The following is a 25,862-nucleotide window of genomic DNA, read 5'->3' as shown; positions in this document are numbered from 1 at the left end:
CGTACCAGTATGATGAGCTATAGTTTTTAACGGGGCACTGCTACATGATTCCACGCTTAGCTGAACTCAATCCAGTCCAGACGCTGTATATGGATTTTATCGATACACTGCGTCATCAGGGTTTTGAGGGCGATCTTAATCCGGATTATGCCAACCGAGTGGTTCTGGCAACGGATAACAGTATTTATCAGATTTTGCCTCAGGGTGTGCTCTATCCAAAGAAAGTCTCTGATCTGGAAAAAATTGCCCGGTTGGCTGATCAGCCGCGTTTTCACTCGATAGTATTGAGTGCGCGGGGTGGTGGTACCGGAACCAACGGACAATCACTGACCGATGGTTTGATTGTCGATTGTTCAAAATACATGAATCGTATTCTGGAAATTAACCCACATGAGCGCTGGGTGCGGGTCCAGGCCGGTGTGGTTAAGGATCAGCTGAATGCGGCGCTAAAACCCTATGGGCTGTTCTTTGCTCCGGAATTGTCTACCAGCAACCGTGCCACGATTGGTGGCATGATCAATACCGATGCCAGTGGTCAGGGCTCGGTATTGTATGGTAAAACCCGGGACCACGTGCTGGAACTGGATAGTATCTGGCTGGGCGGTGAACGCTGGCTCTCTGGGGCTTTGAGCGAAGAGCGACTGGTTGAAATCAAGCAGCAACCTGATCGAATCGGTGAAATTCACCGTGAACTGGATGATCTGTTTCAACAAAACCAGGTGTTGATAGAATCGAGCTTTCCCAAACTCAACCGCTGCCTGACCGGTTATGATCTGGCGCACATTCGCGATGAGTCAGGGCGCTTCAATCTCAACTCTATCCTTTGTGGCGCAGAAGGTTCGCTCGCTTTTATTGCCGAAGCCAAGCTCAATGTACTGCCGATCCCCAAATATGCCGCACTGGTGAATATAAAATACACCAGTTTTGAATCCTCGCTGCGCGATGCCAAATCACTGATGGACTGGCAGCCTACCTCAATCGAAACCATTGACTCAAAAGTTTTGAATCTGCCATGGGCGATATCGTCTGGGATAGCGTGCGGGCCTATTTTCCACAACGTGATGATGAACCCGCTATCCGTGGTATTAACCTGATTGAATACACCGGCGATGATGAAGCTGAGCTGAAACAAAAGGTGGATGCCCTGTGTCAGCACCTGGCTTCAGTCAGTGGCGCAGCGGGCAAAAGCTTTGGTTATTCTGTAGTTTACGGTGCAGCCGAAATCAACAAGGTTTGGGCCATGCGCAAGAAAGCCGTTGGCCTCTTGGGCAATGCTGAAGGGTCGAAGCGCCCCGTGCCTTTTGTTGAAGATACTGCCGTGCCACCCGAAAATCTGGCTGATTTTATTATGGATTTTCGTCGAGTGCTGGATGAGCACGAGCTGGAGTACGGTATGTTCGGTCATGTCGATGCTGGTGTGTTGCACGTACGTCCGGCTTTGGATATGAAAGACCCTGAGCAGGAAGTGATGATTCGTCGCATTACCGATGAAGTGGTGCGCCTGACCCAACAGTACAAAGGCTTGCTCTGGGGTGAGCATGGTAAAGGGGTCAGATCTGAATATGCACCGGAGTTTTTCGGCGCACTGTATCCGGAATTACAGCGGATTAAAGCCCTGTTCGATCCACGCAATCAGATGAATCCGGGCAAAATTGCTACGCCAGTCACTCAGCAGGGTGCTGAGTTGCTGAAAATTGATGCGGTTCCTACGCGTGGACAGCAAGATCGGCAAATCCCGGCTGAAGTCCGGGATACCTATGCATCCGCAATCAACTGCAATGGCAATGGCGCCTGCTATAACTATGATCCCAATGATGCCATGTGCTCCTTCCTGGAAGGGAACCCGTGAGCGAATCCATTCACCTAAAGGACGCTCTTCCCTGATCAGGGAGTGGTTGCGCTTGCTGAGTCAGCAGGGCAGTGATCTTAATCAGGAAGCCGAGCAGATTCGTGGTGCCTCGGTTTTTTCCGGTTTAACCGCTCGGGTCAGGAATACCTTTCGGCGAAATCGTGGTGAATATGATTTCTCCAATGAAGTACATGAGGCGATGATGGGGTGTCTGGCGTGCAAGTCTTGCGTTGCACAATGTCCGATCAAGGTGAATGTACCGGATTTCAGAGCCCGTTTTCTGGAGGTCTACTACGGTCGTTATCTGCGTCCGATGAAGGATTACCTGGTAGGAAGTCTGGAGTTTATGATTCCATCCCTGTCACGTTTTCCGGCGCCCTATAACTGGGCGATGCGTAATACGTTTATGCGCGCGGCCATGAAAAGTCTGGTTGGTATGGTGGATAGCCCGGTTATTTGCCGCCATAGCTTGCGTCAAGGCTTGCGTGAGCGCTCTATCGACTGGGCCACGGAGGCCTCCATCCTGTCTCTGACACCTGCGCAGCGTGACCGTAGTGTGGTGATCGTTCAGGATGCCTTTACCAGCTATTTTGAAACGCAGCTGGTTCTGGATCTGGTCGATTTACTCAGTCTGCTGGGGTTCAACGTACTGGTCGCTCCGTTTATGCCCAATGGTAAACCCCTGCATGTGCATGGCTTTATGCAGGCATTCAACAAAGCGGCTGAGAAAAATCTCACACTGCTACGAGCACTGGACGAAACCGGTCTGCCTCTGGTGGGGATAGACCCATCGATGACATTGACCTACCGCTCAGAGTACAAGGATGTCAGCGATGACCTACCCAACGTTATGTTGATTCAGGAATGGCTGGTGGAGGCGATTCAGCAGCGCCCACTGACAGGCAGCGTGCCGCAGCACAGCTTTAAGCTGCTGGCGCACTGCACCGAGAAAACCTCTGCCGCTGCATCAATCCGTCAATGGCAAACCCTGTTTGGTTATCTGGGTCAGGAGCTGGAAGTGCTTTCAACCGGTTGCTGTGGCATGTCCGGAACTTTCGGCCATGAAGCGCAGAATTACAAATTATCCAAAGAGATTTACGCACTGAGCTGGAGTGAAATCGTTAATAGCCCGGCGCATAAAGGACAGTTGTTGGCGACAGGCTATTCCTGTCGTTCACAGGTAAAGCGTCTGGATAATCAGATGTTGCTACATCCGGTGCAGGCGTTGTTAAGTGTTGTACAAAAGTTGTGATGCATCTGCAGGCTAAATCAGCGAGACTTTGAACAAATTTATACGAATCCATAAGGGAGATAAGACGTGGAAGATTTATTGCCAGAATTGTGTGACCAGTTTCCGGAATTAGTCCAGGTTGTAGAGCCGATGTTTGCCAATTTTGGTGGGCGTGAAGCCTTTGGTGGTGAAATTGTCACTATTAAAGCCTATGAAGATAATTCTCTGGTGCGTGAACAAGTGGCGCAGCCAGGGCAGGGTAAGGTGCTGGTTGTTGATGGAGGCGCTTCCATGCGTCGAGCCATGCTCGGAGATATGCTGGCAGAAAAGGCCGAAAAAAACGGCTGGGAAGGCATCATCATTTATGGCTGCATTCGTGATGTGAATGCGATCAGTCAGCTGGATCTGGGGGTTCAGGCGTTGGGGTCTCACCCGATGAAAACTGATAAGCGCGGCCTGGGTGATCTGAACGTACCCCTGACTTTTGGTGGCGTGACCTTTACACCGGGGCAGTATGTTTATGCGGATAATAATGGTGTGCTGGTATCTCCTGAGAAGCTTGAACTGGCTGATGCGTAATCCGCTGCAGATAAGCAAGGACCGGAGGTTCCGATGAGCCATGCTCAGCAGTGGCTCAGTTCAGATAGCCTGCTGGACCTGCTGCAAAGCAGGCCAGAAGGCATCAGCGAACATGAATTGCTGAAAACTCTGGAACAGCAAGGGCATATCCAGCTGGAGGCTGATGGGTTTCATGATTTGATGAAGCTCTTCCATATGCATTTTTTACTGTTTCATCGCCTGTATCATTTGCGTGATGAGCTGCATGCCAAAGGCCAGTGGTCTTTAAATATACATACCTTGTCAATTCGTTTACTCCCCTATCAAGCAGGCCAACAGGGGCTGATAACTGACGATCCGTTACGCCGTTATTATCTGGACCTAAGCCATCTGGAATACACCAGTGAAGCCATGCTGGAACAAATGTTGGCTGGCTTTTGGTCAAAATTGAGCAGTCCAGCCGAAACCTGTGCGCAGCAACAAGCGCTGGAGATGTTAGAGTTGGATGAAAATGCATCTGATAAACAGATCAAGCAGGCTTGGCGGCGAATGGCAATGCGCCATCATCCGGATCGTGGGGGCGATGACGAAACTATCAAGCAAATCAATCAAGCCGTCGCGCTACTGCTGCCTGGACGCTGAGTTCATCTGAACAAGTAACCCCTTAGCTTTAATAATATGGATATGGCATGCCAAAATCATTAAAACTGGCAATTATATTGGTCTCCCTTGTTCTGATAGGCTGGGTGATGTGGTCCTTTCTGGGTGTGAAGCCCATCTCCAAGGATTTGAGTGTAATAGGTCAGGGCAAGCCGGTAGTGGTGCTGGTGTATGAAAGTTATGCTCCGGCGGGTATGGATGCCATGGCGCGGCTTAACCAGGTCCGTTCGGACTATGAACCTGATTTCAAATTCCGTGTGGCACATATGGGGACACCTGAAGGGGATGTGTTTGTGCGCCGGTATGAGGCGTTTGATGGCGTGATGGTGCTATTTGATGCAACGGGAGATGTTGTCAGAGTTACTCTGGTGCCAGATGAACCTGCGAGTCTAATAAGTGAACTGGAGCGCTTGCGTTAAGTGTGTAATTCTAGAGTTGCTGAACCTGTTGATATGGATCATAATCATTAATCGACGTATCTATACCTAGCCTGTTTTTTTAAGTGAATATGTATCAGCATGGCCATCCGAAGTGGGTGGCCTTGTTTTTTTAACGGAGATAAAAATGTCAGAACTACCCCCGATCAAAGTAACTGAGCTGGATATTGACAGGCTGGAGGGGATGCTGGACAAAACACCCTACCGGGGTGATGCAAGCTATGACAGTTTGCGTGAAGAGCTGGCCAGAGCTATCGTGGTTAAAGCAGATGAGATGCCCGATGATGTAGTGCGGATGAACTCAACAGTGACTTTTGAAGTGGAAGAGAGTGGCCGTCAGTTTCACCTGACGCTTTGCTATCCGCATGAGATAAAGGGACAGCCTGAAACCCTGTCAATCTTTGCACCTATCGGAAGTGCCCTGCTGGGGTTGTCTGTAGGGCAGCGCATTGACTGGGAATTGCCGGATACCAAGCATCGCCACGTTAAAATTATCAAAGTTGAAAATCCGCAACCGAGCAACTGAGGACGCAGGCGTGTACGATTTACTCATCTTTGATTGGGATGGCACAATTATAGATTCCGAGGCCAGTATCATCGGCAGCATGCAGTCAGCTGCGTTGGATCTATGTATCGATGTGCCGGAAGATGCTGCTGTTAGAAATATCATCGGACTGGGTTTGCCTGAAGCCATCCGCATGCTATATCCGGACCAGGATGAAACCTTGGTGTTGGCTATGCGTGAGCGTTATGTGCAGCATTTTTTGTCAGCCGATCCCACCCGATCCAACCTGTTTCCAGGTGTAAGAGATACTCTTGAACAGCTGCAGGGTGAAGGGTTTCGGCTGGCAGTTGCAACGGGTAAAAGCCGTCGTGGTCTGGATCGGGTGCTATCCGACACCGGCCTTGCGCCGCTGTTTGAAATCACCAAATGTGCCGATGAAACCGCATCTAAACCGGATCCTTGTATGCTTGAAGAGATTCTTTTGGTGACAGATGTTGATCCCCGGCGCGCCTTGATGATCGGTGATACAGAATATGATCTTGAGATGGGGCAGCGAGCAGGAATAGATACAGTGGCTGTGAGTTATGGTGCACACCATATTGACCGTTTGTCCCGCTGGAATCCGGTACTGGAAGTGCATCAGTTTGCGGAACTTGGGAGCTGGTTGCTGCGTCATAAAGCCAGCTGAATAACCCTTTTAAGGAGTGGTACGTGAGTAATAATCATTGGGATGATCCGGATAAAAAAGAGTCACCGCCTGAGCTGTTGTCTGAAGAACCCAAAGCAGATGCCAAGGTAAAGCAGGCTCTGGATCAAGCGTCTGCGCAGACGGAGAAGAGTAAAGAATGGCGGTTGATTGAAAAAATTGTCTCCAGTCTGAATGTCGAGCAGCGTCGTTCACGGCGTTGGGGTATTTTCTTCAAGTCGCTGACCTTTATTTATTTGTTCGCACTGCTGGCCTTTTTTCTTATGGGGCGTGATTTTAGTGGTGCTAAAGAGGCGGTTGACCGGCAACCGCATGTCGCTCTCATTGAAGTACGGGGCATTATTGCTGATGGTGCAGATGCCAGTGCAGATAATATTATTACTGCCCTTCGTCGAGCCTTCTCATCAAATCAGAGCCGGGCCATTATTCTGCGAATTAACAGCCCAGGAGGTGCTCCGGTACAGGCTGGCTATATCAATGATGAGATTGTTCGCTTAAAAGGACTGCATCCGGACAAAAAAGTCTATGCGGTGATTGCTGATATAGGGGCTTCAGGTGGTTATTACATAGCTGTCGCTGCAGATGAAATTTATGCTGACAAAGCCAGTCTGGTAGGTTCCATTGGTGTGACTGCCTCCGGTTTCGGTTTCGTTGATTTGATCGATAAAATGGGTATCGAGCGGCGTATTATGACCTCGGGTGAGAATAAAGCCTTCCTTGATCCATTCAGTCCTCAGCGAGAAGATGAAACCGAGTTTTGGGAATCTGTGTTGGAAACAACGCACCGGCAATTTATCAACGAAGTGAAACAGGGTCGTGGAGAGCGTTTGTCTGATGAAGCGCGCTTGTTCACCGGACTAGTCTGGAGCGGCGAACAAGCATTGGAACTGGGGTTGATTGATGGATTAGGTAGTTCCAGCTATGTTGCGCGTGAACTGGTTAAAATCGATCGTCTGGTAGACTACACCTATCAGCCATCCTCCTTTGACAGACTGGTTGATCGCTTGGGCGTGTCTTTTGCCAAGCATCTTTCCACCCAAATGGTAGAGTACTGGTCACCGCGCTTGCAGTGACCGGTTAGTACTGTCCGTTAGTACTACTTATGAGTACTACAGAACCTCAATACCTTCCTGTTCCAGCATACGTACCAGGCGTATCAAGGGCAGGCCGATCAGGGTGTTGGGGTCATCTCCCTCAAGTTTGTCAAATAATACAATTCCCAGAGCTTCGGACTTAAAGCTGCCTGCACAATTAAAAGGCTGCTCGCGTTCAAGGTAGCGATCTATCATGGTGTCACTGAGGTGGCGAAAGTATACTTTGAAAGGGACTACGTCGACCTGTGCCTGCCGGGTTTCGGTATTATACAGGCTCAATCCTGTCAGGAAGGTTGCGCAGCGTCCTGAAGCATTGTGTAACTGTTCCACGGCCTTGGCTTTGGTGCCTGGTTTGCCGATAATCTGGCCATCAAGCACAGCAACCTGATCAGAGCCGATAATCAGTGCGTTATGAAAGTGTCCGGCTAGTGAGCGGGCCTTGCTTTCAGCCAGTCTGGCGACCAATGCTTCTGCTGATTCGGTGGGTAAGGGGGTTTCATCAACATCGGGTTTTTTGCAGCGATAGGCGAAACCAAGCTTATCCAGAATTTCACGACGATAGGGTGAGCTGGATGCTAAAACGAGGGTTTTGTCCATTTTCAGGCCTTTTACACAGAGTATTCAGAGTTATTGCTTATAGTATCGACATTTTTCTTGAATGAAACCCCTGAATCCCTTTGACAGACGCCATCGCAATGCCTAGAATTGCGCGCTTATGTCGAACGGTCCATTACCGAAAAAAGCTGATCCGCGCAAACTTGCTGAGCGGGAAGCGCAAATTACTGGCATCGCTGAAATTTCAGCGATGCCTCGCCTTGCTTCTTTTTTATGCAGCGAGCAGGGCAGAGTAAATGTAACGTTGAGTTTTGCAGTAGATGAACAGCATCTGCGAACCGTATCAGGTAAAGCCAGGGGTCAGGTGTTTATGACCTGCCAGCGTTGCCTTGAGCCGGTTGGTATTGATGTAAGGGCAGATGTAAATCTGGCCGTAGTTCTCAATGATGAGCAGGCCAAAAACCTGCCGCGGTACTACGACCCGCTACTCGTTGAAGACGATGATGTGGAGTTGTTACCGATCGTTGAGGATGAATTGATCCTGAGCTTGCCTTCCGTGCCCATGCACGAGGACTGCTCAATCAAGACATCCTGGGGCGATAGTGGAACAGTTCGTCTTCAGCAAGAAAAACCTAACCCTTTCAGTGTGCTGGCCTCGCTAAAAGACAAGACCAGCAAGCGTTAATCAGGAGCTATATACCATGGCAGTACAGCAGAACAAAAAATCCCGTTCAAGACGCGATATGCGTCGTTCGCATGATGCGCTGAGCGGTCCGACTCTGGCAGTTGATGCAACTACCGGTGAAACACATCGTCGTCACCACGTGACAGAAGATGGTTTCTATCGTGGTCGTCAGGTTATCAACAAGCAAGACGAAGAGTAAGCTTGTCTGAACACCTTAGCATTGCCGTAGATGCGATGGGCGGGGACTTCGGTCCCCGCGTTACTGTTCCTGCCTGTATCAATTTGTTAAAGCAGCAATCCGATCTGACGGTTTTGCTAGTGGGTGACCAGTCTCAGATTGAGCCCTTGTTATCACGCTGTCCCTCGTATTTATCCAAACGCATCACGCTTATCCATACCGCATCCGTCATTACCATGAATGACAAGCCCTCCTATGCCTTGCGTCACCTCCGCGATTCCTCTATGTATAAAGCACTGGAACTGGTACGTGATGGCAGGGCTTCAGCTTGTGTCAGTGCGGGTAATACCGGGGCTTTGATGGTGCTGGGTTGTAGCCTGTTGCGCACACTTCCGGGTATTGACCGGCCAGCCATTATCAGTGCTATTCCAACGCAACAGGATCATTGCTATCTACTGGACCTGGGCGCAAATGTGAATTGTAGTGCAGAGCATCTGTTGCAGTTCGCGCTGATGGGCTCTGCCATGGTATCGGCGGTTGAGGGTAAATCAGCGCCGCGCGTTGCGCTGCTGAACATTGGAAGTGAAGAAATTAAGGGTAATGAGCAGGTCAAGCTGGCCTCTCGGCTGATTCAGGAACGCGGCAATCTGAACTATATCGGTTTTATCGAAGGTGATGAGGTTTTCAGTGACCGTGCCGATGTAATTGTTTGTGATGGCTTTACCGGTAATATTGCCCTCAAGAGCAGCGAGGGCCTGGCGCGTCTGATTGCAGGAAAGCTGCGCAAGAGTTTTACCCGTAATCTGTACCGGCGCCTGCTGGGTGTGCTTGCACAGCCTGTGCTCAAAGAGTTGCAGCAACAAATTGACCCCGGTCAGCGAAATGGTGCCAGTTTGCTGGGGTTGCAAGGGGTGGTGGTTAAAAGTCATGGAGGTGCAGGGCAGCGTCACTTTGAGGCCGCTCTGGCACAGGCGATCACGGATGCGAGACTGAATGTGCCGTCACGAATTGTTGAGAGACTGGCACAACAGTTACAGCAGAACCCTGCCTGAACGTTTAACTCGGCGCACAATGTTGTACACTATAGTTTTTTAAAGCCGGAACTATAATCGGCTATCCATCTTTGATCTGTTGTTATGAGGATACTATGTCGCAAGCGCTGGCTTTTGTGTTTCCTGGGCAAGGCTCTCAACAGGTTGGTATGTTGTCTGAACTGGCAGCAGCCCACCCTGTAATAGAAGAGACTTTTGCAGAGGCTTCAACGGCTTTGGGTTATAATCTCTGGGAGTTGGTTCAGGCTGGACCAGAAGAGCAACTTAATTCTACTGAGGTTACTCAGCCTGCTTTGCTGACCGCCAGTGTTGCACTCTGGCGCCTGTGGGAGCAGCAAGGTGGTGCGACACCCGCTGTGATGGCCGGGCATAGTTTGGGCGAATATTCTGCACTGGTTTGTGCGGGTGCCATGTCACTGGAGGCTGGTGTGAAACTGGTCAAGCTTCGCGGTGAGCTGATGCAGCAGGCTGTGCCTGCAGGTACAGGTGCCATGGCAGCCATATTGGGTCTTGACGATGCATCGGTAAAGTCGGCCTGTGCTCTTGCTGCTGAAGGCGAGGTGGTTGCTCCAGTAAATTATAACTGCCCTGGACAGGTCGTTATTGCCGGTGAGAAGCTGGCAGTCGAGCGTGCCATGGCGGCTTGTAAAGCGGCGGGAGCGAAGCGTGCTATTGCCTTGCCTGTCAGCGTTCCATCGCATTGCAGTCTGATGAAGCCTATTGCTGAAGAGATGGCGGCCGCTTTGACATCAGTAGCCCTGGATATGCCGATGGTGCCGGTGGTACAGAATGTGACAGCTCAGGTTGTCGATTCAGTTGAAAGTCTGCGGAAAAATCTTGTTGCGCAGTTATACAGCCCGGTTTTGTGGACTGATTCAGTGTCAGCAATGGTTGATCGGGGCGTACTGGTTACCATTGAGTGTGGGCCAGGTAAGGTGCTTTCCGGACTGAATAAGAAGATTAATAAATCACTCGACGTTGTGTCTTTGACCGATGTGGTGAGTTTTGAGAAAGCATTAAGCCTAATCTAAACAGGTGGATTCAGGGAGTCTTATGAGTATTGAAGGTAAAGTGGCGCTGGTGACCGGCGCAACACGCGGGATAGGCAAAGCGATTGCTGAAAACCTCGCCGCGCAGGGTGCTGTCGTAGTTGGTACTGCAACCAGTGAAAAAGGGGCGGCGGCAATCAGTAGCTACCTGCTTGCAGCTGAAAATCCGGGCTGTGGCCTGGTATTGGACGTTGCTAATTCAGAATCCATTGATGTTGTCCTGAAAGAGATCACCACCCGCTTCGGTGCGGTGGAAATTCTGGTTAATAATGCTGGCATCACGCGTGATAATATCATGATGCGCATGAAGGATGATGAGTGGGATAGCGTCATTAATACCAATTTGAGTGCTAACTTCCGTCTGGCAAAAAGCTGTCTGCGCGGGATGACTAAAGCGCGCTGGGGACGTATCATAAGCATCAGCTCCGTAGTTGCCTCTATGGGTAATGCCGGTCAAGCTAACTATGCAGCGGCAAAAGCTGGCCTGGAGGGTTTTTCACGTGCCTCGCACGCGAAATCGCAACGCGCAATATCACGGTTAATTGTGTTGCGCCGGGTTTTATCGATACTGATATGACCTCCGGGTTGGCTGAGGAGCATAAAACGGTTTTGCAGGGGCAGATTCCTATGGCGCGCCTGGGCGAGCCTGAAGAAGTTGCCGCTGTAGTTGGTTTCCTCGCCAGTGAGGGTGGAAGCTACGTAACAGGTGAAACTATTCATGTCAATGGTGGCATGTATATGGCCTGAATCAGCAAATCGGCAACAAAGAATTGTTTTTTGTGCTGATATGTTGATAATTGTCCGTCAGCAATAACTAAATCGGTCGACACGCTTGCTTGTGTGTCATTGGTTCTAATAAAATTGCGTCTCGCATCTTGGGATGTGATGGTGTCTACAAGTATATAGGAAGAGATATGAGTAATATTGAAGAGCGCGTTAAGAAAATCATCGCTGAGCAGCTGGGTGTTAAAGAAGAAGAGGTGGTCAACAGTGCCTCCTTCGTTGAAGACCTGGGTGCAGACTCGCTCGACACCGTTGAGCTGGTGATGGCACTGGAAGAAGAATTCGAAACTGAAATCCCCGACGAGGAAGCTGAAAAAATCACTACCGTTCAGCTGGCGATCGATTACATCAACGCACACCAGTAATCAGTCAGTCTCTGAGGTTTAGTTGAAAAGCCGCACCTATATAATCGCTATATAGTGCGGCTTTTCTGTTAATGGCCTGAATTTCTGGAGGAACAGATGTCTCGCAAAAAAGTGGTTGTAACCGGCCTGGGTCTGTTAACACCGGTTGGTAACACTGTAAAGGAGGCGTGGGACAGTATTCTAGCCGGTAAAAGTGGAGCTCAGAATATCGAGCATTTTGATACGTCTGCGTTTGCTACTCGATTCTCTGCACCTGTTAAAGCGTTTGATCTGGAACCCTATATGAGCGTCAAGGAAGCACGCAAAATGGATCTGTTCATTCAGTATGGCATGGTGGCTGCTATCCAGGCGGTTGAAGATGCCGGGCTGGAAGTGACTGAAGAGAATGCGCCCCGTATCGGCTGTGCGATAGGTTCAGGCATCGGCGGCTTGCCGATGATTGAAAATACACACAACATCCTGAATAAATCAGGTCCACGTAAAGTGTCACCCTTTTTCGTACCGGGCAGCATCATCAATATGATTGCTGGCAATCTGGCGATCAAGTATGGCTTTCGCGGTCCGAATATAGCGATTACTACCGCCTGTACATCAGGCACGCACAATATTGGTCATGCCATGCGTATGATTCAATACGGTGACGCCGATATCATGATTGCCGGTGGTGCTGAAATGGCCACAACGCCTTTGGGTATTGCTGGCTTCTCGGCAGCGCGTGCATTATCAACGCGTAATGATGATCCTCAGGCAGCCAGCCGTCCCTGGGATAAAGACCGCGACGGTTTTGTGCTAGGTGAAGGTGCCGGTATTCTGGTACTGGAGTCCTACGAAAGCGCCAAGGCGCGTGGTGCGCATATTTATTGTGAACTGTCCGGGTTCGGCATGAGTGACGATGCATTTCATATGACGGCCCCACCAGAAAATGGTGCCGGTGCCGCCTTATCCATGACTAATGCCATGCGTGATGCCGGTATGAATCCGGAGGAGCTTCACTATATTAATGCGCATGGAACATCGACTCCGGCGGGTGATATAGCTGAATCTAATGCCGCCAAGCTGGTGTTAGGCAGCGCAGCAAAACAGGTGCGTATGAGCTCCACCAAGTCGATGATCGGGCATTTGCTCGGTGCAGCGGGTGCCGTAGAAGCCGCATTTTGTGTGCTGGCGATACGGGACAAGGTAGCTCCACCGACGATCAATCTGGACAACCCGTCTGAGGGGTGCGATCTGAATTATGTCGCGCATCAGGCGCAAACCTGCAAGATTGATACGGCCATGTCCAATTCGTTTGGTTTTGGTGGTACCAATGGCACCCTGATTTTCAGTCGACTCTGAAAATCGATCCGGGAGCAGCGCATGTACACAATGTACGGGCAAAAAACTGCTCTGCATAAGCGCCATCCGTGGCGCGCTATGCTGTGGGCGCATGGTCTTAGACGGCTCTGGAATCTATGGCAGAACTTAAAAACTCCTTAGTTAATGGCAAGTCAGCTGCTTCGATAGCTATTCAGGATCGGGGCGTGAGCTATGGTCAGGGTGTTTTCGAGACACTGCGAGTTACACAGGGTAGGCCGCTGCTGTGGGACGAACACTTGCAACGATTACTGAATGGCTGTAAACGTCTGCAGATCCCTGTAGATGGCCTGCAACACCTTCTGTACGATGATTTGCAGCAGTTACCTGCTGCGGATCATGCTGTAGTGAAAATCATTGTCACGGCGGGCTCTGGTGGCCGGGGCTATATGATGCCAGCTGACGTTCAGCCAACCCGTATTCTGCAGCAACTTCCCTTGCCTGTGTATTACGGCAATCCCGCCTTGCAGGGCATTCGCGCACGCTGGTGTGATCTGCAGCTAGCCTGTGCGCCTGCACTGGCCGGTATTAAGCATTTAAATCGTCTTGAACAAGTGCTCGCTCGCGCCGAGTGGAATGACCCGGCCGTGCAGGAAGGCATTGTCTGTGGGGCTGATGGTTACCTGGCTGAGGGAACCATGAGCAACCTGTTTTTGGTGTATGATGGCAAATTGCTAACGCCAGATCTTTCTCGATACGGCATTGCCGGCATTATGCGAAACTACCTGATTGAATTAGCTGCAAATGTGGGAATTAATACGGAAATTGGCCGGTATACCCGCACCGATTTATTAGCTGCAGATGAAGTTTTTTTCTGCAACAGCTTAATCGGAGTCTGGCCTCTGGCGCAGTTGGATGACCAAACGTTTATACCTGGACCGGTGACCCGAAGGCTTCAGGTTTTGCTGAAAGAGAATTATTGTTGATGTTAAAAAAACTGGCGTTACTTTTCCTCCTGTCCATGGCATTGGTTGTTGCAGCCGCTTGGTACGTTTACGATGATTTTGAAAAAAGTCTGCACCAGCCTTTGCCTCTGGATGCACAGCAGGTAATCAGTGTGCCCGCTGGTAGCAGTTTTCAGCAGGTTATGCGTCGCTTTGAAGCTAGTGGATGGATAAAGAATGCCGATTTACTGCGTCTTTACACGCGAATGCATCCGCAAATTACCGCTATCCGTGCAGGCGAATATGCCATAGATCCGGGAAGTAGCTTGCTGGATGTTATCGATAAGATGAATCGTGGCGATGTTGTTCGCTATTATTTTACCCTGATCGAAGGGTATACCTTCAAACAGCTTCTTGCAGGACTTGCAGCAGATGAGCGTATAGAGTCAACGCTGGCTGAGAGCAGCGAAGCCGAAATCATGGCGATGCTGGGAGCTGAGACTGCCCAGCCCGCAGAAGGTATGTTCCTGGCTGAAACCTATCAGTTTCAACGTGGTGCAAAAGATATAGATATACTGCGCAGGGCGCATAATGATCTGACTGTATTTCTCGAGCAGGAATGGCAGGCGCGTGATGAGTCACTGCCCTATGACAATGCCTATGAAGCGCTGATTATGGCGTCGATTATTGAAAAAGAAACCGGTGTTCCTGACGAGCGCAGCCGTATTGCCGGTGTGTTTGTTCGTCGGCTGAATATTGGCATGCGTTTGCAGACAGACCCAACCGTTATTTACGGGATGGGAGATCGTTATAAAGGCCGTATCCGTCGCTCAGACCTGCAGCAGCCCAGCCCCTGGAATACTTATACTATTGATGGTTTACCGCCTACGCCAATAGCCTTGGTCGGGCGAGAGGCGATTGTAGCGGCTCTTAATCCGCTGGAAGGCGATGAACTCTACTTTGTTGCGCGTGGCGATGGCACCCATCATTTTTCACGCAGCTTGCGTGAACATAATAATGCGGTTAACCGTTATCAGCGCAATCGCCGCAGTGATTATCGTTCATCACCAACCACAGGGAGCGAATAATGAGAGGTTGCTTCATTACCCTGGAAGGGGTTGAAGGTGTTGGAAAAACCACCAACCTTGAGTATATCCATCAACGCCTGAAAGCTGCCGGCAAAACCGTTGTGGTCACGCGCGAACCGGGTGGCACCGCCATGGCTGAAGAGATCCGGGAGCTGTTACTGCAACAACGTGCGGAATCTGTGTCAGAAATGGCTGAACTGCTATTAATGTTTGCTGCGCGTGCCCAGCACCTGCACTCCTTGATTATTCCGGCCCTGGAGCAGGGGCAGTGGGTATTGTGCGATCGTTTTACCGATGCCACCTACGCCTATCAAGGTGGTGGTCGTGGTGTGTCCCAGTCACTGATCAGTACCTTGGAGAGCATGGTGCAGGCATCGCTGCGCCCGGACCTTACCCTGTTGCTGGATCTGCCGGTAGAGCAGGGACTCGAGCGTGCCCGTAATCGCAGCACGCCGGACAGGTTTGAAGCGGAGAAACAACGTTTTTTTGAAGCGGTCAGGCAGACTTATCTGGACCGGGCGACGGCCGAGCCAGAACGCTTTGCCGTGATTGATGCCTCGGTCGATCTTGCACAGGTTCAGGCGCAGATAAGCCAGCAACTGCAGCAACGCCTGGGAGTAGATCCTGCATGAGCTATCAGCCGCTTGTAGTGCCTTGGGCCGATGCGCTATGGAACAAGCTGGCCAGACAGCATGCTGAATCACGCCTGCCACATGCCATCCTGCTTACGGGGCACACAGGTACAGGTAAGATTGAGTTTGCCCAGGCTTTCGCACACCTGCTGTTGTGTCATCAGCCACACAATCATCAACCCTGCGGTGTTTGTCGTGGCTGTGAGCTGCTTAGTAGTGGTAACCATCCTGACCTGGTTCACCTGCATCCTGCTGAAGCGGGCAAAGCGATCAAGGTGGATCAGGTACGCGAACTGTTGCAGTTTCTGCATAATACCGCACAGCAGGGTGGCTATCGTGTAGTGGTTATGGAACCGGCCGAAAACATGAATATCAATGCGGCCAATGCCTTGCTTAAATCACTTGAAGAGCCGGGTAACAACACTTTGTTATTACTGGTGTCGCATCAGCCGGGACAACTTATGCCGACCATACGTAGCCGTTGTCAGCAGGTTGGGTTTCCCATGCCCAAGCCTGAGGAGGCGATTCCCTGGTTGACTCAGCAATTAGATATAGACGCGGAACGCGCTGAACAGTTATTGCGGATTACTCAGGGGGCACCTCTCAAGGCTCGCCTGCTTTATCAGAACGACCGAATAAGCTTTAGAGCCGGGTTTATGACCGGACTGGTCGATCTGCTTAAAGCACGTACAACGGCAGTGACACTGGCAGAAAAATTTTATAAAGAAGACTTGTTGCAACTTCTGGAATGGATGCACAGTCTACTGGTAGACATTGCACGCTTGCAGGCAGACGGTGATATGCAGAAAATCAGCAATACGGATATGTTTAAAATGCTGAATGCCGTTGCTAAAAAGACTACAGTCGTTAAACTTTATGCATTAATTGATAAGTTACAGGCTGAGCGGATCAGCTTAATGGAACGTCACAACCCGAATCGTCAGTTGTTGCTTGAAACACTGCTGCTTGAATGGGTTGGGCTGGTTCGATAATGTAAAGGAATCTGAATATGTCGATCGTACCCAGAATCAGTCACGGTATTCTTTCTCTGGCGATAGAGAACAAAGAAGATCTGTATAAGTCATTTATGCCGTTCGTGACTCATGGTGGCTTGTTTATTCCTACCTCACGATCCTATCAGTTAGGCGAAGAGGTGTTTATGCTGCTGAACGTCATGGAAGAGCAGGAGAAAATACCCGTAACAGGCAAGGTGATCTGGGTAACGCCCAAGGCAGCACAAGGCGGCCGGGTACCGGGTATAGGCATACAATTGACCGCTGATGACGCGCCCCTGGTGCGTAAAATTGAGAACTATCTCGCCGGGGCACTGAATAGTTCACGACGTACCTACACCATTTAAGCCACACAGGATTCAAAACTGCTGTTATGTATGTAGACTCACACTGCCATTTAGACCGTATTAATATTGAAAAGCTGAATACTACATTGACCGGGCTGGTCGATGCTGCGGTAGAGCGGGGTGTGCACAAAATGCTTTGTGTCTCTATCGACCTGGAACAGTTTGAGCAGATGGCGACAGCAGTAGCACCTTTTTCGCAGGTTTATCTATCGGCAGGTGTACATCCTCTGCATGTGGATGAACAGCCCTATGATGAGCAACGCTTACGTCTGGCCGCCAGTCGCAACAAAGTGGTGGCCATTGGTGAAACGGGGCTGGATTACTATTATTCCAAAGAACATATTGATGCCCAGCATGAGAGCTTTGCCGGGCACCTGCGCCTGGCGGGTGAGTTGGATCTGCCGGTTATTGTGCATACCCGTGATGCCCGCGAAGATACGCTGAAGCTGATTGATCAGTATGGTAATCCCAAATCTGCCGGTGTGTTACATTGCTTTACTGAATCCTTAGCGATGGCTCAGGCGGCGCTGGAAATGAATTATATGATCTCATTTTCCGGCATTATCACTTTCAAAAATGCAGAAGAACTGCGAGATGTGGTGAGAGCGGTGCCGCTGGATAAGCTATTGATTGAAACAGACTCACCCTATCTTGCCCCCGTACCTTATCGTGGCAAGCAGAATCAGCCCGCCTATGTAGTCGAAGTAGCTCAGTGTGTGGCGGATCTGAAGGGGGTATCTGTAGAGGAAGTGGCTGAAGTGACACAGAATAACTTTAACCGCTTATTTTCACGAGCGCAGGGGTAAGGCGTAAGCTAGAAGGGAACTGCTGGGTGTCAGGCTTGCCCAGTCCTTGGGCAAGAAACCTCAGTAACCCATATCCTCATCGGTCATGGGAGTAATGCTCAACAGCATTTTGGTCAGGTCCAGCAGGATGATCAGAATGTTGTTGTGGTAGCAAACACCCTGTACAAAGCGTTTCGCGGATTCATCACCACTCAGGTTGGGTGCGCGATCCACACGGTTGGCCGGTAGGTTGATGACTTCATCTACACTATCCACTACCAGACCGATGACTTCCTTATCGTTCAGCTCTACCACAATGATGCGTGTATCGTCATCGTAAGGTACATCGGACATATGGAAGAGGCGGCGGGTGTCTATCACTGTGACCACGTTACCGCGCACATTGATAATACCCAGCACAGAGTAGTCGGCTCCGGGTACCGGTGTGATTTCAACGTAACGCAGCACCTCTTTAACCTGCATGACATCAATGCCATACAGCTCCTGATTCACACGAAAGGTAGCCCACTGGTGGTAAACAACTTCTTCCTCATTGGCACGACGTGCGGCCTCATTCCGCTGCTTGTTATTCTTGGTACTTTCCTGGAGCATTTTTATTTGCTCGGCGGCGGCTTCTAAACTCATGATTAAGGATCCTTTCAGCTACCTGTTAATGGCTGTCGATTCAGAATTTGATTATCAAGGATTATAGCTTCAATAATGCCATCTAGCCATGCTAATCAGCGGGCTTCCTTGTTTTATAGGCAGTTGTCTGGTTTTGGCAACCCGGCCAGACAGGCTGCTAACTTGGCTGGGCTGCCTGGAAACAGTTTCAATAAATGAATACTACGGCCTTTATCCGCTCCCAGTTCACGACTGATGGCTTTACATAATGGGCGCATAGCGGGTGAATGCTCATAGCGGCGGTAGAAGTCACGCAGAACCCAAATGATTTCCCAGTGTTCATCTGATAGTTGCATGCCTTTATCTTCAGCCAGAGCACAGGCCAAGGCTTCTGACCAGTCATCCAGTCGCAGCAGGTAGCCTTCGTCATCCAGCAAGGCGCGGAAATCTGTTGTCATCAAAACCAACTTACCACGCGTTCACAAGCCAGTGTCAGGTTAACAAATTCAGGGTCGGTGATGGAGACAACCTTTCCGTGGTCCTGAATACCGCGCGCTTCCAGATCTGCAGCCAGTGCATGAACCGTGATTGTGTCAGGTAGTCTGTGCCGGTGTGCGGGCAGGGTCAGATAAACGCCATCTTCGATCAGCAGCAGCACGTCCTGGTCCGACAGGCCCGAAAGGCAATGAGCCAGGGTCGTCGTATCAGAAGGACTGGTGTTTAGCGTATGCAGTGTTTTACTCATAACGCTCCTTAAAGTGTCAGCACGACATCGTGTAGTTGTATTAACTCAGCCAGTTGCTGTGGCTGTAAAACTTCAGGCACCAGTATCAGTTGTTTCGGGTCCAGGCCATGAAACGCCACAGAGGCCGCATCGGTATAAATGGCATCTATATCATAGAGCTCCAGTGAGGCTTGCAGGGCGTTGAGGTTTTTTTGGCCTATGGCTGCGGGGTTTTGTGCAGGTAGCAGTTGCAGCAGCGCATCACCCAACAGGAGCAGGCTGACGGGCTGTTCAAATACCGAGCAGGTGAGGGCAACATCCAGCAGGTCCCGTGCCGCTGAAGAGCCATAAGGGGCCGTCCGGCTGATTAGCAGAAAGCGTTTGCAGGGCTTCTCGCTCATCCGCGACCTCCAAAGGTAATGACTCTGTCAGACAGTATAGCGGCTTCAGTCAGTTGTCCCAGACCGGATAGCTCGAAGCCTTCAGCCAGATTGCCGTGGGGTTTGTCGTAGCGTTTGGCCTCGTTGTCATCAAGCAGGCCGCGACGGATGGCGGCCGCAATGCAGACCACCAGATCCAGTTGGTGCTGTTCTGCCAGCGATTGCCAGGCGGTCGTGATACAGGGCTCGTCTGGTGGTGTGCTGGACAGGCCGTTAGCATTCATCACTCCGTCGCGATAAAAGAATACCCGATGCAGTGTGTGCCCGGCATCCAGTAACGCTTTGGCGAAACGCAGCGCGGTTTCGGGTGCCTGGTTTTGCACCGGTGATGCATGAACGATCAGCGTAAAAATCATCTGGACCTCGCCATAAAATAAAAACCCCGCCATCTTAGCAAAGAGAGCGGGGTTTTCTGAAGTGCATAGAGCCTGGTTGTTGCTAACTAGTCGCTGCTAAGTACACCCACCAGATGCAACAAATGTACAAACAGGTTGTAGATGCTCAGGTAGAGACCAACCGTTGCCATAATGTAGTTCTGGTAGTGACCATTAACGATGTTGCTGGTGTCATACAGGATGAAACCAGCCATCAGCAGTACCACCAGAGCCGAGAAAGCCAGGTGCAGCGCCGGGATATGTACACCGAAGAACGGCAGTACCAGCAATACAACCATGGCGATCAGCATCACGATGGCACCTGTAGCCAGGAAACCGCCCATAAAGCTGAAGTCTTTTTTGCTGCTCATGACGTAAGCTGACAAGCCAACAAACGTCAGGGCGGTCATGCCCAGTGCAGTCATGACGATCTGACCACCGCCAGCCATAGCCAGGTAGTGGTTCAACAGCGGACCCAGTCCGAAACCCATCAAGCCGGTAAAGGCAAAGATCAGCGGCAGAGCAGCAGCAGAATTCTGTTTACGGTTCAGGACAAAGATCAAACCGAAGCTGACCAACACACTTCCGATATAGACAATGAAAGGTGGATTGATCATCATGGAAATGACCGCTGTTACAGCACTGAAGCCGAGCGTCATACCCAGCAACATATAGGTGTTGCGGATCATCTTGTTGGTCCGGATTACCGACTCTTGTGAGCTGTAACCCAGTTCTTGTACTTTATCCATAGTCATCCTCATTATTTTAGAATCTGGAACAAGGTTAATAATCAGGGTAAATTACCCTGAGTTCAAGTTTTTGACCTGATTGATGTGGAATAATTCCAATTTATCGCAAACCCTGTCACTAGAAGTTGTAATGTGTGTATTGATACTATCAGTTGCTTTCCCGACATCCTCTATGAAGATGATACCTTAATTGCGCTACATAAGCCTGCCGGGTTGCTGGTTCACCCCAGCTGGATTTCACCAGCCAGCACACCCAATCTGACCAGCATGCTGAAACAACGCTATCCAGAGGATACCTTTCATACGATTCACCGACTGGATCGGGGCACCTCCGGGGTCATTTTGTTTGTGCGCAACGACAAAGAAGCCGCCAAGGTGATGCATCAGCAGTTTCTTGATCGACAGGTCAGCAAAACCTACCTCTGTGTTGTGCGCGGCTGGACTGAAGCCGAGGGTAGCATTGATTACGCACTGCGTTATGAAAAGGATCGCTATTCGGAACCCTTTGCCAATGAAGATAAAACGCCGCGAGATGCGGTCACCCATTACCGAACTCTGGCGCAGGTAGAGTTGCCCATTGCGGTCGGGCGCTACCCGGTAGCACGGTATTCATTATTAGAGGTTAAGCCAGAAACCGGGCGTAAGCACCAGATACGTCGGCACATGAAACATATTATGCACCCGCTGGTGGGCGACACCAATCATGGCGAAGGGCGACATAACCGGCTATTTCGTGAACATTTTTCAATACATAGAATGCTACTCATGGCAACTGAACTCAGGGTGATACACCCTAAGGAATTGCGCAAAGTTCATATCACCGCAACACCGGATGAAGAGGTTCTGACGTTGTTTGAAAAGCTGGGTTGGAGGTGTTTGGCTGATTTATCCGAAAACCCACAGATGCTGTGCTGAATTCATTGCGAAATCTGCCGTGCGTGGTAGCATGAGGGCATAATTAACTAGAATATACTTTGCATACAACATGACAAATCAGCCAAGCACTACCCGTACGTTGACCAACCGGCTCAAGTCTGGCAAACCCCTGCGCATCGCCCTTATAGGTGCCATGGATCAGGAAATTGAACTGCTGAAAAGTGCCATGCAGGATTTGCAGTTCTTTAACCAGGCCGGTTACGATTTCCACAAAGGCACACTTCATGGAGCGGAAGTCATTCTGTTGAAATCTGGCATAGGCAAAGTCAACGCTGCCATAGGTACGACTATCCTGCTGCATGAATTCAACCCTGACTGTGTGATCAATACCGGATCCGCCGGAGGCTTTGATCCATTACTCAAAGTGGGTGATGTGGTGATCTCTGACCGGGTGCTGCACCATGATGCCGACCTGACAGTGTTTGGTTACAAACCTGGCCAGCTGCCGGGTATGCCGCCGGCGTTTATTCCTGATGCTGAGTTGTCAGCTATTGCGGAAAAATGCATTAATGAATTTGCTGGTGTGACCACCGTGCATGGTCTGATCGCCACTGGCGACAGCTTTATGGATGAGCCTGAGCGGGTCAAAGCTACGCGAAAAACTTTCCCGGAAATCAAAGCAGTAGAGATGGAAGCTGCAGCGATAGCTCAGACTTGTCATCGCTTTGAAATTCCGTTTATCGTTATCAGGGCGCTGTCTGATATCGCTGGTAAAGAGTCGAATATTTCTTTCAAAGAATTTCTGGAAACAGCTGCAACTAACTCGGCCAATATGGTCAGCGCGATTATCCGCGGTATTGTTGCCGATCATGGAGCAACACAGTCAGCTTAGTCGATTGTGGCAGTGTTACAGCATTAAACAGGGGTACAGCATGGCAAACGTAGCATTTATCGGCCTGGGCACGATGGGCTTTCCCATGGCGGGACATCTGGCCGCCAAAGGTCACAATGTGTGTGTGTATAACCGCACTGCCGCTAAAGCGGAAAGCTGGGTTAAGCAACATGGCGGCCGTTCAGGTCTAACACCAGCAGAAGCCGCTGAAGGGGCTGAGCTGGTGTTTGTCTGTGTCGGCAATGATGAAGACCTGCGCTCAGTCACACTGGCTGAAACCGGTGTGCTTGCAGGAATGAAAGCCGGCTCGATTCTGGTAGATCACACCACCGCCTCGGCTGAAGTAGCACGGGAACTCTATCAAGCGGCGACAGAGCGAGGCATAGGTTTTCTGGATGCGCCGGTATCCGGTGGTCAGGCGGGTGCAGAAAATGGCGTACTCAGTGTGATGATCGGTGGTGATGAAACGGTATATCAGCAAGCTGAAGCGGTTATTGCCAGCTATGCCAAATCACAAAAACTGATTGGCGGCCCAGGTGCAGGGCAGCTAGCCAAGATGGTTAATCAGATCTGTATTGCCGGTCTGGTGCAGGGCCTGGCAGAAGCCGTGCACTTTATTGAGAAGTCTGGCCTGGATGGCGAAAAAGTGTTTGATGTTATTCAGCACGGCGCCGCCGGTTCCTGGCAGATGAGCAACCGGCATAAAACCATGCTGCAAGGCGAGTTTGACTTTGGTTTTGCCGTGGACTGGATGCGCAAAGATCTGAACATCACCCTGAATGAAGCGCGAAATAATGGCGCACAACTGCCGGTTACCGCCCTGGTAGATCAGTTTTATGCTGAAGTGCAGCAGCGCGGTGGTGGACGCTGGGATACCTCCAGCTTGCTGAAAAGATTTGAGACTGGTCGTTAATACTCTATAATCGCGACCCAACGGGCAACAAGACCCGGCTCATTTCATTAAAAAAGCAAAGGTACTTTCTATGTCGTTCATTGATAAATACAGCATGATTTCACTTGCACCCAGCCTGGCCGTGATTGTCGGTGTGGTGGCCATTACTGTTTTTGGTAGCCTGTTCCTGAAAAAGGCGATTGCCAAAGATGCAGCGGCCGCAAGCGATAAGTAATTGCTGAAAAAGTTGCAGGCCGTGTCAGATTAACGGTCTGTGACAAACCAACCCCGGGATTCAATCCATGCATCGATCTAAAAGACTCAGCCAGACCGAAACACCCCCCGTTGATGCGCAACGTCATCCGTTACTGTCAGATAACGATATCAATACCATTCTGGTGAATGGCGCGCAGATGTCACTGAGCAAGTTGAAACGGGCGCGTTCATTTAATGCCCGTATTTATTATTACGCCGAAATCGGGGTATTTCTTGAAGTGTCCCTGTCCAGGGGTGCCGGTATTACCGATGAAACCCGTGAGCAGTTACAGGAAATTCACAAGGAAGCCACGCATGTGCACATGAATGCCAACAAGCGTCTGGCGTTAAAATCCTGAGCCGATGAGCGCTACCGATCAGGAACAGGAACAGGACAGTTTCGACAGTAAAGCCTTTCTGGCTAACCTGAGCAGTCGACCCGGTGTTTATCAAATGTATGATAAACACGATAAAATCCTTTATGTTGGCAAAGCGCGCAATCTTAAAAACCGCGTCAGCAGTTATTTTCGCAGTTCAGGGCAGGGTACCAAAACCCGCGCACTGGTTTCACATATCCGTCGTATAGAAGTCACCCTGACTCACAGCGAAACCGAAGCCCTGCTGTTAGAGCAAAATCTGATCAAGGCGCAGCGACCTCCCTACAATATTCTGCTGCGTGACGACAAATCCTACCCGTATATATTTATTTCGGCGACAGACGATTTTCCGGCGGTACGTTTTCACCGTGGCGCCAAAAAAGCCAAAGGCCAGTATTTCGGCCCCTTCCCCAGTGGTGGCGCGGTACGTGAAAGCCTGAATCTGTTGCAGAAACTGTTCAAAATCCGCCAGTGTGAAGACAGTTTTTACCGCAACCGCTCGCGCCCTTGTCTGCAGCACCAGATTAAACGCTGCACCGCTCCTTGTGTGGGTTTGATAGATAAAGCCCAGTATGCCGAAGACCTGCGCCATGCCAGCATGTTTCTGGAAGGTAAAAACCAGGCGGTAACCGCTGAGCTGGCCGAGCGTATGGATAAAGCAGCCACCAGCCTTAATTTTGAACTGGCCGCCGAACTGCGTGATCAAATCTCGGCGCTGCGCCAGGTGCAGGAACAGCAGTATGTATCCGGCAGCGGCGGGGAAGCGGATGTGTTTGGTTGTGCAATCAACTCCGGCAGCATCTCCATACATGCCCTGTTTGTTCGCGGCGGCCGTATTATCGGCAGCAAAGCCTACCACCCCAAGCTGTCGCTGGAAGGCTCGGAAAGTGAGCTGTTGTCATCCTTTATTGCCCAGTTCTACCTGAATGGCGCCAGGGAAGTACCTGCCAGTATTATTTTGCCCTTCGCACTGGAAGATGCCGATGTAATCAGCCAGGCACTCACTGAAAAAACCGGGAAGCGGGTTCAGATTACCCACAAGGTGCGCAGTGATAGAGCGGGCTGGCAGCGCTTAGCGCAAACCAATGCCAATCAACAGTTAGTCAGCCACCTGGCAAGCAAACAGAACATCAGCAACCGTTTTCTGGCGCTGCAGGATCTGCTTGATTTTGACACGGCGATCCGGCGCATGGAGTGTTTTGATATCAGCCATAGCTCAGGGGAGGCCACTGTGGCGTCCTGTGTGGTGTTCGATGAGAATGGACCACTCAAATCCGATTACCGTCATTTCAATATAGAGGGTATTACTGCCGGTGATGACTACGCCGCCATGCAGCAGGCACTGGAACGTCGCTACACCCGGCTGAAGAAAGGCGAGGGCAAACTACCGGATCTACTGATTATCGATGGTGGTAAAGGCCAGGTGTCTCAGGCGATGACGGTACTCGAATCCTTACAGATCACCGAAGTGACCGTGATAGGCATCGCCAAGGGCACCACCCGCAAAGCGGGGTTTGAGTTTCTGGTGAATGGCCAGACAGGCGAAGAATCGGTCATACCGGCTGACTCTGGCGCACTGCATTTGCTTCAGCATATCCGTGATGAAGCCCATCGGTTCGCCATCACCGGCCACCGCGCACGACGTGCCAAGGTACGTAAACGCTCTCTTTTGGAGGATATTCCCGGTATTGGGCAGAAACGCCGCCGTGAACTGTTAAAATATTTCGGCAGTATCAAGGAGATAGAGAATGCAAGTATTGAAGAAATTGCAAAAGTCTCTACCATAAGCGCTAAGTTGGCACAGGAAATCTGGTTGTGCCTGCATCCCGACAGTTGAAAAGGACCAGCAT

Annotated in this window: 34 protein-coding genes and 1 pseudogene; 28 read left to right on the top strand and 7 right to left on the bottom strand. The window is 50.5% G+C overall.

The genetic code is table 11. The features are described from left to right. The first annotated feature begins 44 nt into the window (after positions 1-44). The 9 genes from LH51_RS24725 (at position 45) to LH51_RS08290 (ending at position 7,019) form a co-directional block, all read left to right on the top strand. Positions 45-1,094: an FAD-binding oxidoreductase gene (locus LH51_RS24725; RefSeq protein WP_442934825.1), complete on the top strand. Its 1,050-nt coding sequence runs from the start codon at positions 45-47 to the stop codon at positions 1,092-1,094. Further along, positions 1,013-1,849, top strand: coding sequence for an FAD-linked oxidase C-terminal domain-containing protein (locus LH51_RS24720; protein WP_442934824.1), 837 nt, complete (start codon positions 1,013-1,015; stop codon positions 1,847-1,849). The genes LH51_RS24725 and LH51_RS24720 overlap by 82 nt, the downstream gene beginning before the upstream one ends. Then, positions 1,812-3,101 (top strand): (Fe-S)-binding protein, encoded by a 1,290-nt coding sequence (locus LH51_RS24715; RefSeq protein ID WP_442934823.1) that lies wholly within the window; start codon positions 1,812-1,814, stop codon positions 3,099-3,101. The genes LH51_RS24720 and LH51_RS24715 overlap by 38 nt, the downstream gene beginning before the upstream one ends. A gap of 66 nt (positions 3,102-3,167) precedes the next feature. After that, entirely contained in the window at positions 3,168-3,659 is a 492-nt protein-coding gene (locus LH51_RS08315) for a putative 4-hydroxy-4-methyl-2-oxoglutarate aldolase (RefSeq protein WP_036521430.1), read from the top strand. A gap of 33 nt (positions 3,660-3,692) precedes the next feature. Next, on the top strand, positions 3,693-4,280 hold the full coding sequence (locus tag LH51_RS08310; RefSeq protein WP_036521427.1) for a DNA-J related domain-containing protein: 588 nt from the start codon (positions 3,693-3,695) through the stop codon (positions 4,278-4,280). A 47-nt stretch (positions 4,281-4,327) separates the two neighbouring features. Beyond that, positions 4,328-4,717 (top strand): hypothetical protein, encoded by a 390-nt coding sequence (locus tag LH51_RS19060; RefSeq protein ID WP_052063586.1) that lies wholly within the window; start codon positions 4,328-4,330, stop codon positions 4,715-4,717. Positions 4,718-4,862: 145 nt separating this feature from the next. Then, positions 4,863-5,261, top strand: coding sequence for a nucleoside diphosphate kinase regulator (rnk, locus tag LH51_RS08300; RefSeq protein WP_036521425.1), 399 nt, complete (start codon positions 4,863-4,865; stop codon positions 5,259-5,261). A gap of 10 nt (positions 5,262-5,271) precedes the next feature. Continuing rightward, positions 5,272-5,928: an HAD-IIIA family hydrolase gene (locus LH51_RS08295; RefSeq protein ID WP_036521423.1), complete on the top strand. Its 657-nt coding sequence runs from the start codon at positions 5,272-5,274 to the stop codon at positions 5,926-5,928. A 23-nt stretch (positions 5,929-5,951) separates the two neighbouring features. Continuing rightward, the gene (locus LH51_RS08290; protein ID WP_036521421.1) at positions 5,952-7,019 is read left to right on the top strand and encodes a S49 family peptidase; all 1,068 of its coding nucleotides are present in this window, start codon (positions 5,952-5,954) and stop codon (positions 7,017-7,019) included. Positions 7,020-7,055: 36 nt separating this feature from the next. Here the strand turns inward: LH51_RS08290 and LH51_RS08285 are convergent, their stop codons facing one another. Then, entirely contained in the window at positions 7,056-7,637 is a 582-nt protein-coding gene (locus LH51_RS08285; RefSeq protein ID WP_036521420.1) for a Maf family protein, read from the bottom strand. 118 nt (positions 7,638-7,755) lie between these two features. Between LH51_RS08285 and LH51_RS08280 the strand changes: the two genes are divergently transcribed. From LH51_RS08280 to LH51_RS08220, 13 genes and pseudogenes are all read left to right on the top strand, one after another. Then, positions 7,756-8,280: a YceD family protein gene (locus tag LH51_RS08280; protein WP_036521418.1), complete on the top strand. Its 525-nt coding sequence runs from the start codon at positions 7,756-7,758 to the stop codon at positions 8,278-8,280. Between the two features lie 16 nt (positions 8,281-8,296). After that, positions 8,297-8,479, top strand: coding sequence for a 50S ribosomal protein L32 (rpmF, locus tag LH51_RS08275; RefSeq protein ID WP_036521416.1), 183 nt, complete (start codon positions 8,297-8,299; stop codon positions 8,477-8,479). Between the two features lie 2 nt (positions 8,480-8,481). Further along, positions 8,482-9,510 (top strand): phosphate acyltransferase PlsX, encoded by a 1,029-nt coding sequence (gene plsX, locus LH51_RS08270; protein WP_081960735.1) that lies wholly within the window; start codon positions 8,482-8,484, stop codon positions 9,508-9,510. Between the two features lie 95 nt (positions 9,511-9,605). Then, a complete protein-coding gene (fabD, locus tag LH51_RS08265) occupies positions 9,606-10,541 on the top strand; it encodes an ACP S-malonyltransferase (protein ID WP_036521414.1) in 936 nt (311 codons plus the stop codon). A gap of 22 nt (positions 10,542-10,563) precedes the next feature. Next, positions 10,564-11,306, top strand: a pseudogene (gene fabG, locus LH51_RS08260) (3-oxoacyl-ACP reductase FabG). A gap of 167 nt (positions 11,307-11,473) precedes the next feature. Next, positions 11,474-11,707, top strand: a complete 234-nt coding sequence (gene acpP, locus LH51_RS08255; RefSeq protein ID WP_010323864.1) for an acyl carrier protein — start codon at positions 11,474-11,476, stop codon at positions 11,705-11,707. A gap of 96 nt (positions 11,708-11,803) precedes the next feature. Then, positions 11,804-13,042 (top strand): beta-ketoacyl-ACP synthase II, encoded by a 1,239-nt coding sequence (gene fabF / locus LH51_RS08250; protein WP_036521412.1) that lies wholly within the window; start codon positions 11,804-11,806, stop codon positions 13,040-13,042. Positions 13,043-13,158: 116 nt separating this feature from the next. After that, entirely contained in the window at positions 13,159-13,986 is an 828-nt protein-coding gene (gene pabC, locus LH51_RS08245) for an aminodeoxychorismate lyase (RefSeq protein WP_036521411.1), read from the top strand. Continuing rightward, positions 13,986-15,032 (top strand): endolytic transglycosylase MltG, encoded by a 1,047-nt coding sequence (gene mltG / locus LH51_RS08240; protein WP_036521409.1) that lies wholly within the window; start codon positions 13,986-13,988, stop codon positions 15,030-15,032. The genes pabC and mltG overlap by 1 nt, the downstream gene beginning before the upstream one ends. Next, a complete protein-coding gene (gene tmk / locus LH51_RS08235) occupies positions 15,029-15,664 on the top strand; it encodes a dTMP kinase (RefSeq protein ID WP_235263619.1) in 636 nt (211 codons plus the stop codon). The genes mltG and tmk overlap by 4 nt, the downstream gene beginning before the upstream one ends. Then, positions 15,661-16,656 carry a DNA polymerase III subunit delta' gene (locus LH51_RS08230; protein WP_036521406.1) on the top strand — a complete coding sequence of 332 codons (996 nt, stop codon included), beginning with the start codon at positions 15,661-15,663 and terminating at the stop codon, positions 16,654-16,656. The genes tmk and LH51_RS08230 overlap by 4 nt, the downstream gene beginning before the upstream one ends. Before the next feature lie 17 nt (positions 16,657-16,673). After that, positions 16,674-17,024 carry a PilZ domain-containing protein gene (locus LH51_RS08225; protein ID WP_036521404.1) on the top strand — a complete coding sequence of 117 codons (351 nt, stop codon included), beginning with the start codon at positions 16,674-16,676 and terminating at the stop codon, positions 17,022-17,024. 26 nt (positions 17,025-17,050) lie between these two features. Beyond that, complete coding sequence (locus LH51_RS08220) at positions 17,051-17,830, top strand: TatD family hydrolase (protein ID WP_036521402.1); 780 nt, start codon at positions 17,051-17,053, stop codon at positions 17,828-17,830. 60 nt (positions 17,831-17,890) lie between these two features. Here the strand turns inward: LH51_RS08220 and LH51_RS08215 are convergent, their stop codons facing one another. From LH51_RS08215 to LH51_RS08190, 6 genes are all read right to left on the bottom strand, one after another. Next, entirely contained in the window at positions 17,891-18,454 is a 564-nt protein-coding gene (locus LH51_RS08215; RefSeq protein ID WP_081960734.1) for a chemotaxis protein CheW, read from the bottom strand. Positions 18,455-18,567: 113 nt separating this feature from the next. Then, positions 18,568-18,891 (bottom strand): TusE/DsrC/DsvC family sulfur relay protein, encoded by a 324-nt coding sequence (locus tag LH51_RS08210; protein ID WP_036521401.1) that lies wholly within the window; start codon positions 18,889-18,891, stop codon positions 18,568-18,570. After that, positions 18,891-19,178 (bottom strand): sulfurtransferase complex subunit TusB, encoded by a 288-nt coding sequence (gene tusB / locus LH51_RS08205; protein WP_036521399.1) that lies wholly within the window; start codon positions 19,176-19,178, stop codon positions 18,891-18,893. The genes LH51_RS08210 and tusB overlap by 1 nt, the downstream gene beginning before the upstream one ends. Before the next feature lie 8 nt (positions 19,179-19,186). After that, entirely contained in the window at positions 19,187-19,558 is a 372-nt protein-coding gene (gene tusC, locus LH51_RS08200; protein ID WP_036521398.1) for a sulfurtransferase complex subunit TusC, read from the bottom strand. Then, entirely contained in the window at positions 19,555-19,953 is a 399-nt protein-coding gene (tusD, locus tag LH51_RS08195) for a sulfurtransferase complex subunit TusD (protein ID WP_036521498.1), read from the bottom strand. The genes tusC and tusD overlap by 4 nt, the downstream gene beginning before the upstream one ends. 86 nt (positions 19,954-20,039) lie before the next feature. Next, positions 20,040-20,720, bottom strand: coding sequence for a Bax inhibitor-1/YccA family protein (locus tag LH51_RS08190; RefSeq protein WP_036521396.1), 681 nt, complete (start codon positions 20,718-20,720; stop codon positions 20,040-20,042). A 132-nt stretch (positions 20,721-20,852) separates the two neighbouring features. Here LH51_RS08190 and LH51_RS08185 point away from each other — a divergent pair, with 132 nt between their 5' ends. The 6 genes from LH51_RS08185 (at position 20,853) to uvrC (ending at position 25,849) form a co-directional block, all read left to right on the top strand. Beyond that, positions 20,853-21,635 (top strand): pseudouridine synthase, encoded by a 783-nt coding sequence (locus LH51_RS08185; protein WP_235263613.1) that lies wholly within the window; start codon positions 20,853-20,855, stop codon positions 21,633-21,635. Positions 21,636-21,705: 70 nt separating this feature from the next. Continuing rightward, positions 21,706-22,488, top strand: a complete 783-nt coding sequence (mtnN, locus tag LH51_RS08180; RefSeq protein WP_200881924.1) for a 5'-methylthioadenosine/S-adenosylhomocysteine nucleosidase — start codon at positions 21,706-21,708, stop codon at positions 22,486-22,488. Then, positions 22,466-23,401 (top strand): NAD(P)-dependent oxidoreductase, encoded by a 936-nt coding sequence (locus LH51_RS08175; RefSeq protein WP_327124570.1) that lies wholly within the window; start codon positions 22,466-22,468, stop codon positions 23,399-23,401. The genes mtnN and LH51_RS08175 overlap by 23 nt, the downstream gene beginning before the upstream one ends. A 70-nt stretch (positions 23,402-23,471) precedes the next feature. Beyond that, positions 23,472-23,615 (top strand): hypothetical protein, encoded by a 144-nt coding sequence (locus LH51_RS21350; protein ID WP_200881923.1) that lies wholly within the window; start codon positions 23,472-23,474, stop codon positions 23,613-23,615. 67 nt (positions 23,616-23,682) lie between these two features. Continuing rightward, on the top strand, positions 23,683-23,994 hold the full coding sequence (locus LH51_RS08170; RefSeq protein ID WP_036521394.1) for a hypothetical protein: 312 nt from the start codon (positions 23,683-23,685) through the stop codon (positions 23,992-23,994). A gap of 4 nt (positions 23,995-23,998) precedes the next feature. Next, complete coding sequence (uvrC, locus tag LH51_RS08165) at positions 23,999-25,849, top strand: excinuclease ABC subunit UvrC (RefSeq protein WP_036521390.1); 1,851 nt, start codon at positions 23,999-24,001, stop codon at positions 25,847-25,849. Positions 25,850-25,862: the final 13 nt, after the last annotated feature.

Source organism: Nitrincola sp. A-D6, assembly GCF_000764495.1.
Classification (GTDB): domain Bacteria; phylum Pseudomonadota; class Gammaproteobacteria; order Pseudomonadales; family Balneatricaceae; genus Nitrincola.
This window is presented reverse-complemented; position numbering and strand designations above follow the sequence as displayed.

Excerpts from the sequence above, each read along its gene's own strand:
- acpP (WP_010323864.1), top strand. The coding sequence starts at position 11,474 with ATGAGTAATATTGAAGAGCGCGTTAAGAAAATCATCGCTGAGCAGCTG.
- fabF (WP_036521412.1), top strand. The coding sequence starts at position 11,804 with ATGTCTCGCAAAAAAGTGGTTGTAACCGGCCTGGGTCTGTTAACACCG.
- tusB (WP_036521399.1), bottom strand. The coding sequence starts at position 19,178 with ATGAGTAAAACACTGCATACGCTAAACACCAGTCCTTCTGATACGACG.
- LH51_RS21350 (WP_200881923.1), top strand. The coding sequence starts at position 23,472 with ATGTCGTTCATTGATAAATACAGCATGATTTCACTTGCACCCAGCCTG.
- rnk (WP_036521425.1), top strand. The coding sequence starts at position 4,863 with ATGTCAGAACTACCCCCGATCAAAGTAACTGAGCTGGATATTGACAGG.
- pabC (WP_036521411.1), top strand. The coding sequence starts at position 13,159 with ATGGCAGAACTTAAAAACTCCTTAGTTAATGGCAAGTCAGCTGCTTCG.
- rpmF (WP_036521416.1), top strand. The coding sequence starts at position 8,297 with ATGGCAGTACAGCAGAACAAAAAATCCCGTTCAAGACGCGATATGCGT.
- LH51_RS08285 (WP_036521420.1), bottom strand. The coding sequence starts at position 7,637 with ATGGACAAAACCCTCGTTTTAGCATCCAGCTCACCCTATCGTCGTGAA.
- LH51_RS24720 (WP_442934824.1), top strand. The coding sequence starts at position 1,013 with ATGGGCGATATCGTCTGGGATAGCGTGCGGGCCTATTTTCCACAACGT.
- LH51_RS08230 (WP_036521406.1), top strand. The coding sequence starts at position 15,661 with ATGAGCTATCAGCCGCTTGTAGTGCCTTGGGCCGATGCGCTATGGAAC.
- fabD (WP_036521414.1), top strand. The coding sequence starts at position 9,606 with ATGTCGCAAGCGCTGGCTTTTGTGTTTCCTGGGCAAGGCTCTCAACAG.
- LH51_RS19060 (WP_052063586.1), top strand. The coding sequence starts at position 4,328 with ATGCCAAAATCATTAAAACTGGCAATTATATTGGTCTCCCTTGTTCTG.
- tusC (WP_036521398.1), bottom strand. The coding sequence starts at position 19,558 with ATGAGCGAGAAGCCCTGCAAACGCTTTCTGCTAATCAGCCGGACGGCC.
- LH51_RS08215 (WP_081960734.1), bottom strand. The coding sequence starts at position 18,454 with ATGAGTTTAGAAGCCGCCGCCGAGCAAATAAAAATGCTCCAGGAAAGT.
- LH51_RS08225 (WP_036521404.1), top strand. The coding sequence starts at position 16,674 with ATGTCGATCGTACCCAGAATCAGTCACGGTATTCTTTCTCTGGCGATA.
- LH51_RS24725 (WP_442934825.1), top strand. The coding sequence starts at position 45 with ATGATTCCACGCTTAGCTGAACTCAATCCAGTCCAGACGCTGTATATG.
- LH51_RS08175 (WP_327124570.1), top strand. The coding sequence starts at position 22,466 with ATGGAGCAACACAGTCAGCTTAGTCGATTGTGGCAGTGTTACAGCATT.
- LH51_RS08210 (WP_036521401.1), bottom strand. The coding sequence starts at position 18,891 with ATGACAACAGATTTCCGCGCCTTGCTGGATGACGAAGGCTACCTGCTG.
- mtnN (WP_200881924.1), top strand. The coding sequence starts at position 21,706 with ATGACAAATCAGCCAAGCACTACCCGTACGTTGACCAACCGGCTCAAG.
- LH51_RS08220 (WP_036521402.1), top strand. The coding sequence starts at position 17,051 with ATGTATGTAGACTCACACTGCCATTTAGACCGTATTAATATTGAAAAG.
- uvrC (WP_036521390.1), top strand. The coding sequence starts at position 23,999 with ATGAGCGCTACCGATCAGGAACAGGAACAGGACAGTTTCGACAGTAAA.
- tusD (WP_036521498.1), bottom strand. The coding sequence starts at position 19,953 with ATGATTTTTACGCTGATCGTTCATGCATCACCGGTGCAAAACCAGGCA.
- LH51_RS08280 (WP_036521418.1), top strand. The coding sequence starts at position 7,756 with ATGTCGAACGGTCCATTACCGAAAAAAGCTGATCCGCGCAAACTTGCT.
- LH51_RS24715 (WP_442934823.1), top strand. The coding sequence starts at position 1,812 with ATGATGCCATGTGCTCCTTCCTGGAAGGGAACCCGTGAGCGAATCCAT.
- mltG (WP_036521409.1), top strand. The coding sequence starts at position 13,986 with ATGTTAAAAAAACTGGCGTTACTTTTCCTCCTGTCCATGGCATTGGTT.
- LH51_RS08170 (WP_036521394.1), top strand. The coding sequence starts at position 23,683 with ATGCATCGATCTAAAAGACTCAGCCAGACCGAAACACCCCCCGTTGAT.
- LH51_RS08310 (WP_036521427.1), top strand. The coding sequence starts at position 3,693 with ATGAGCCATGCTCAGCAGTGGCTCAGTTCAGATAGCCTGCTGGACCTG.
- LH51_RS08190 (WP_036521396.1), bottom strand. The coding sequence starts at position 20,720 with ATGGATAAAGTACAAGAACTGGGTTACAGCTCACAAGAGTCGGTAATC.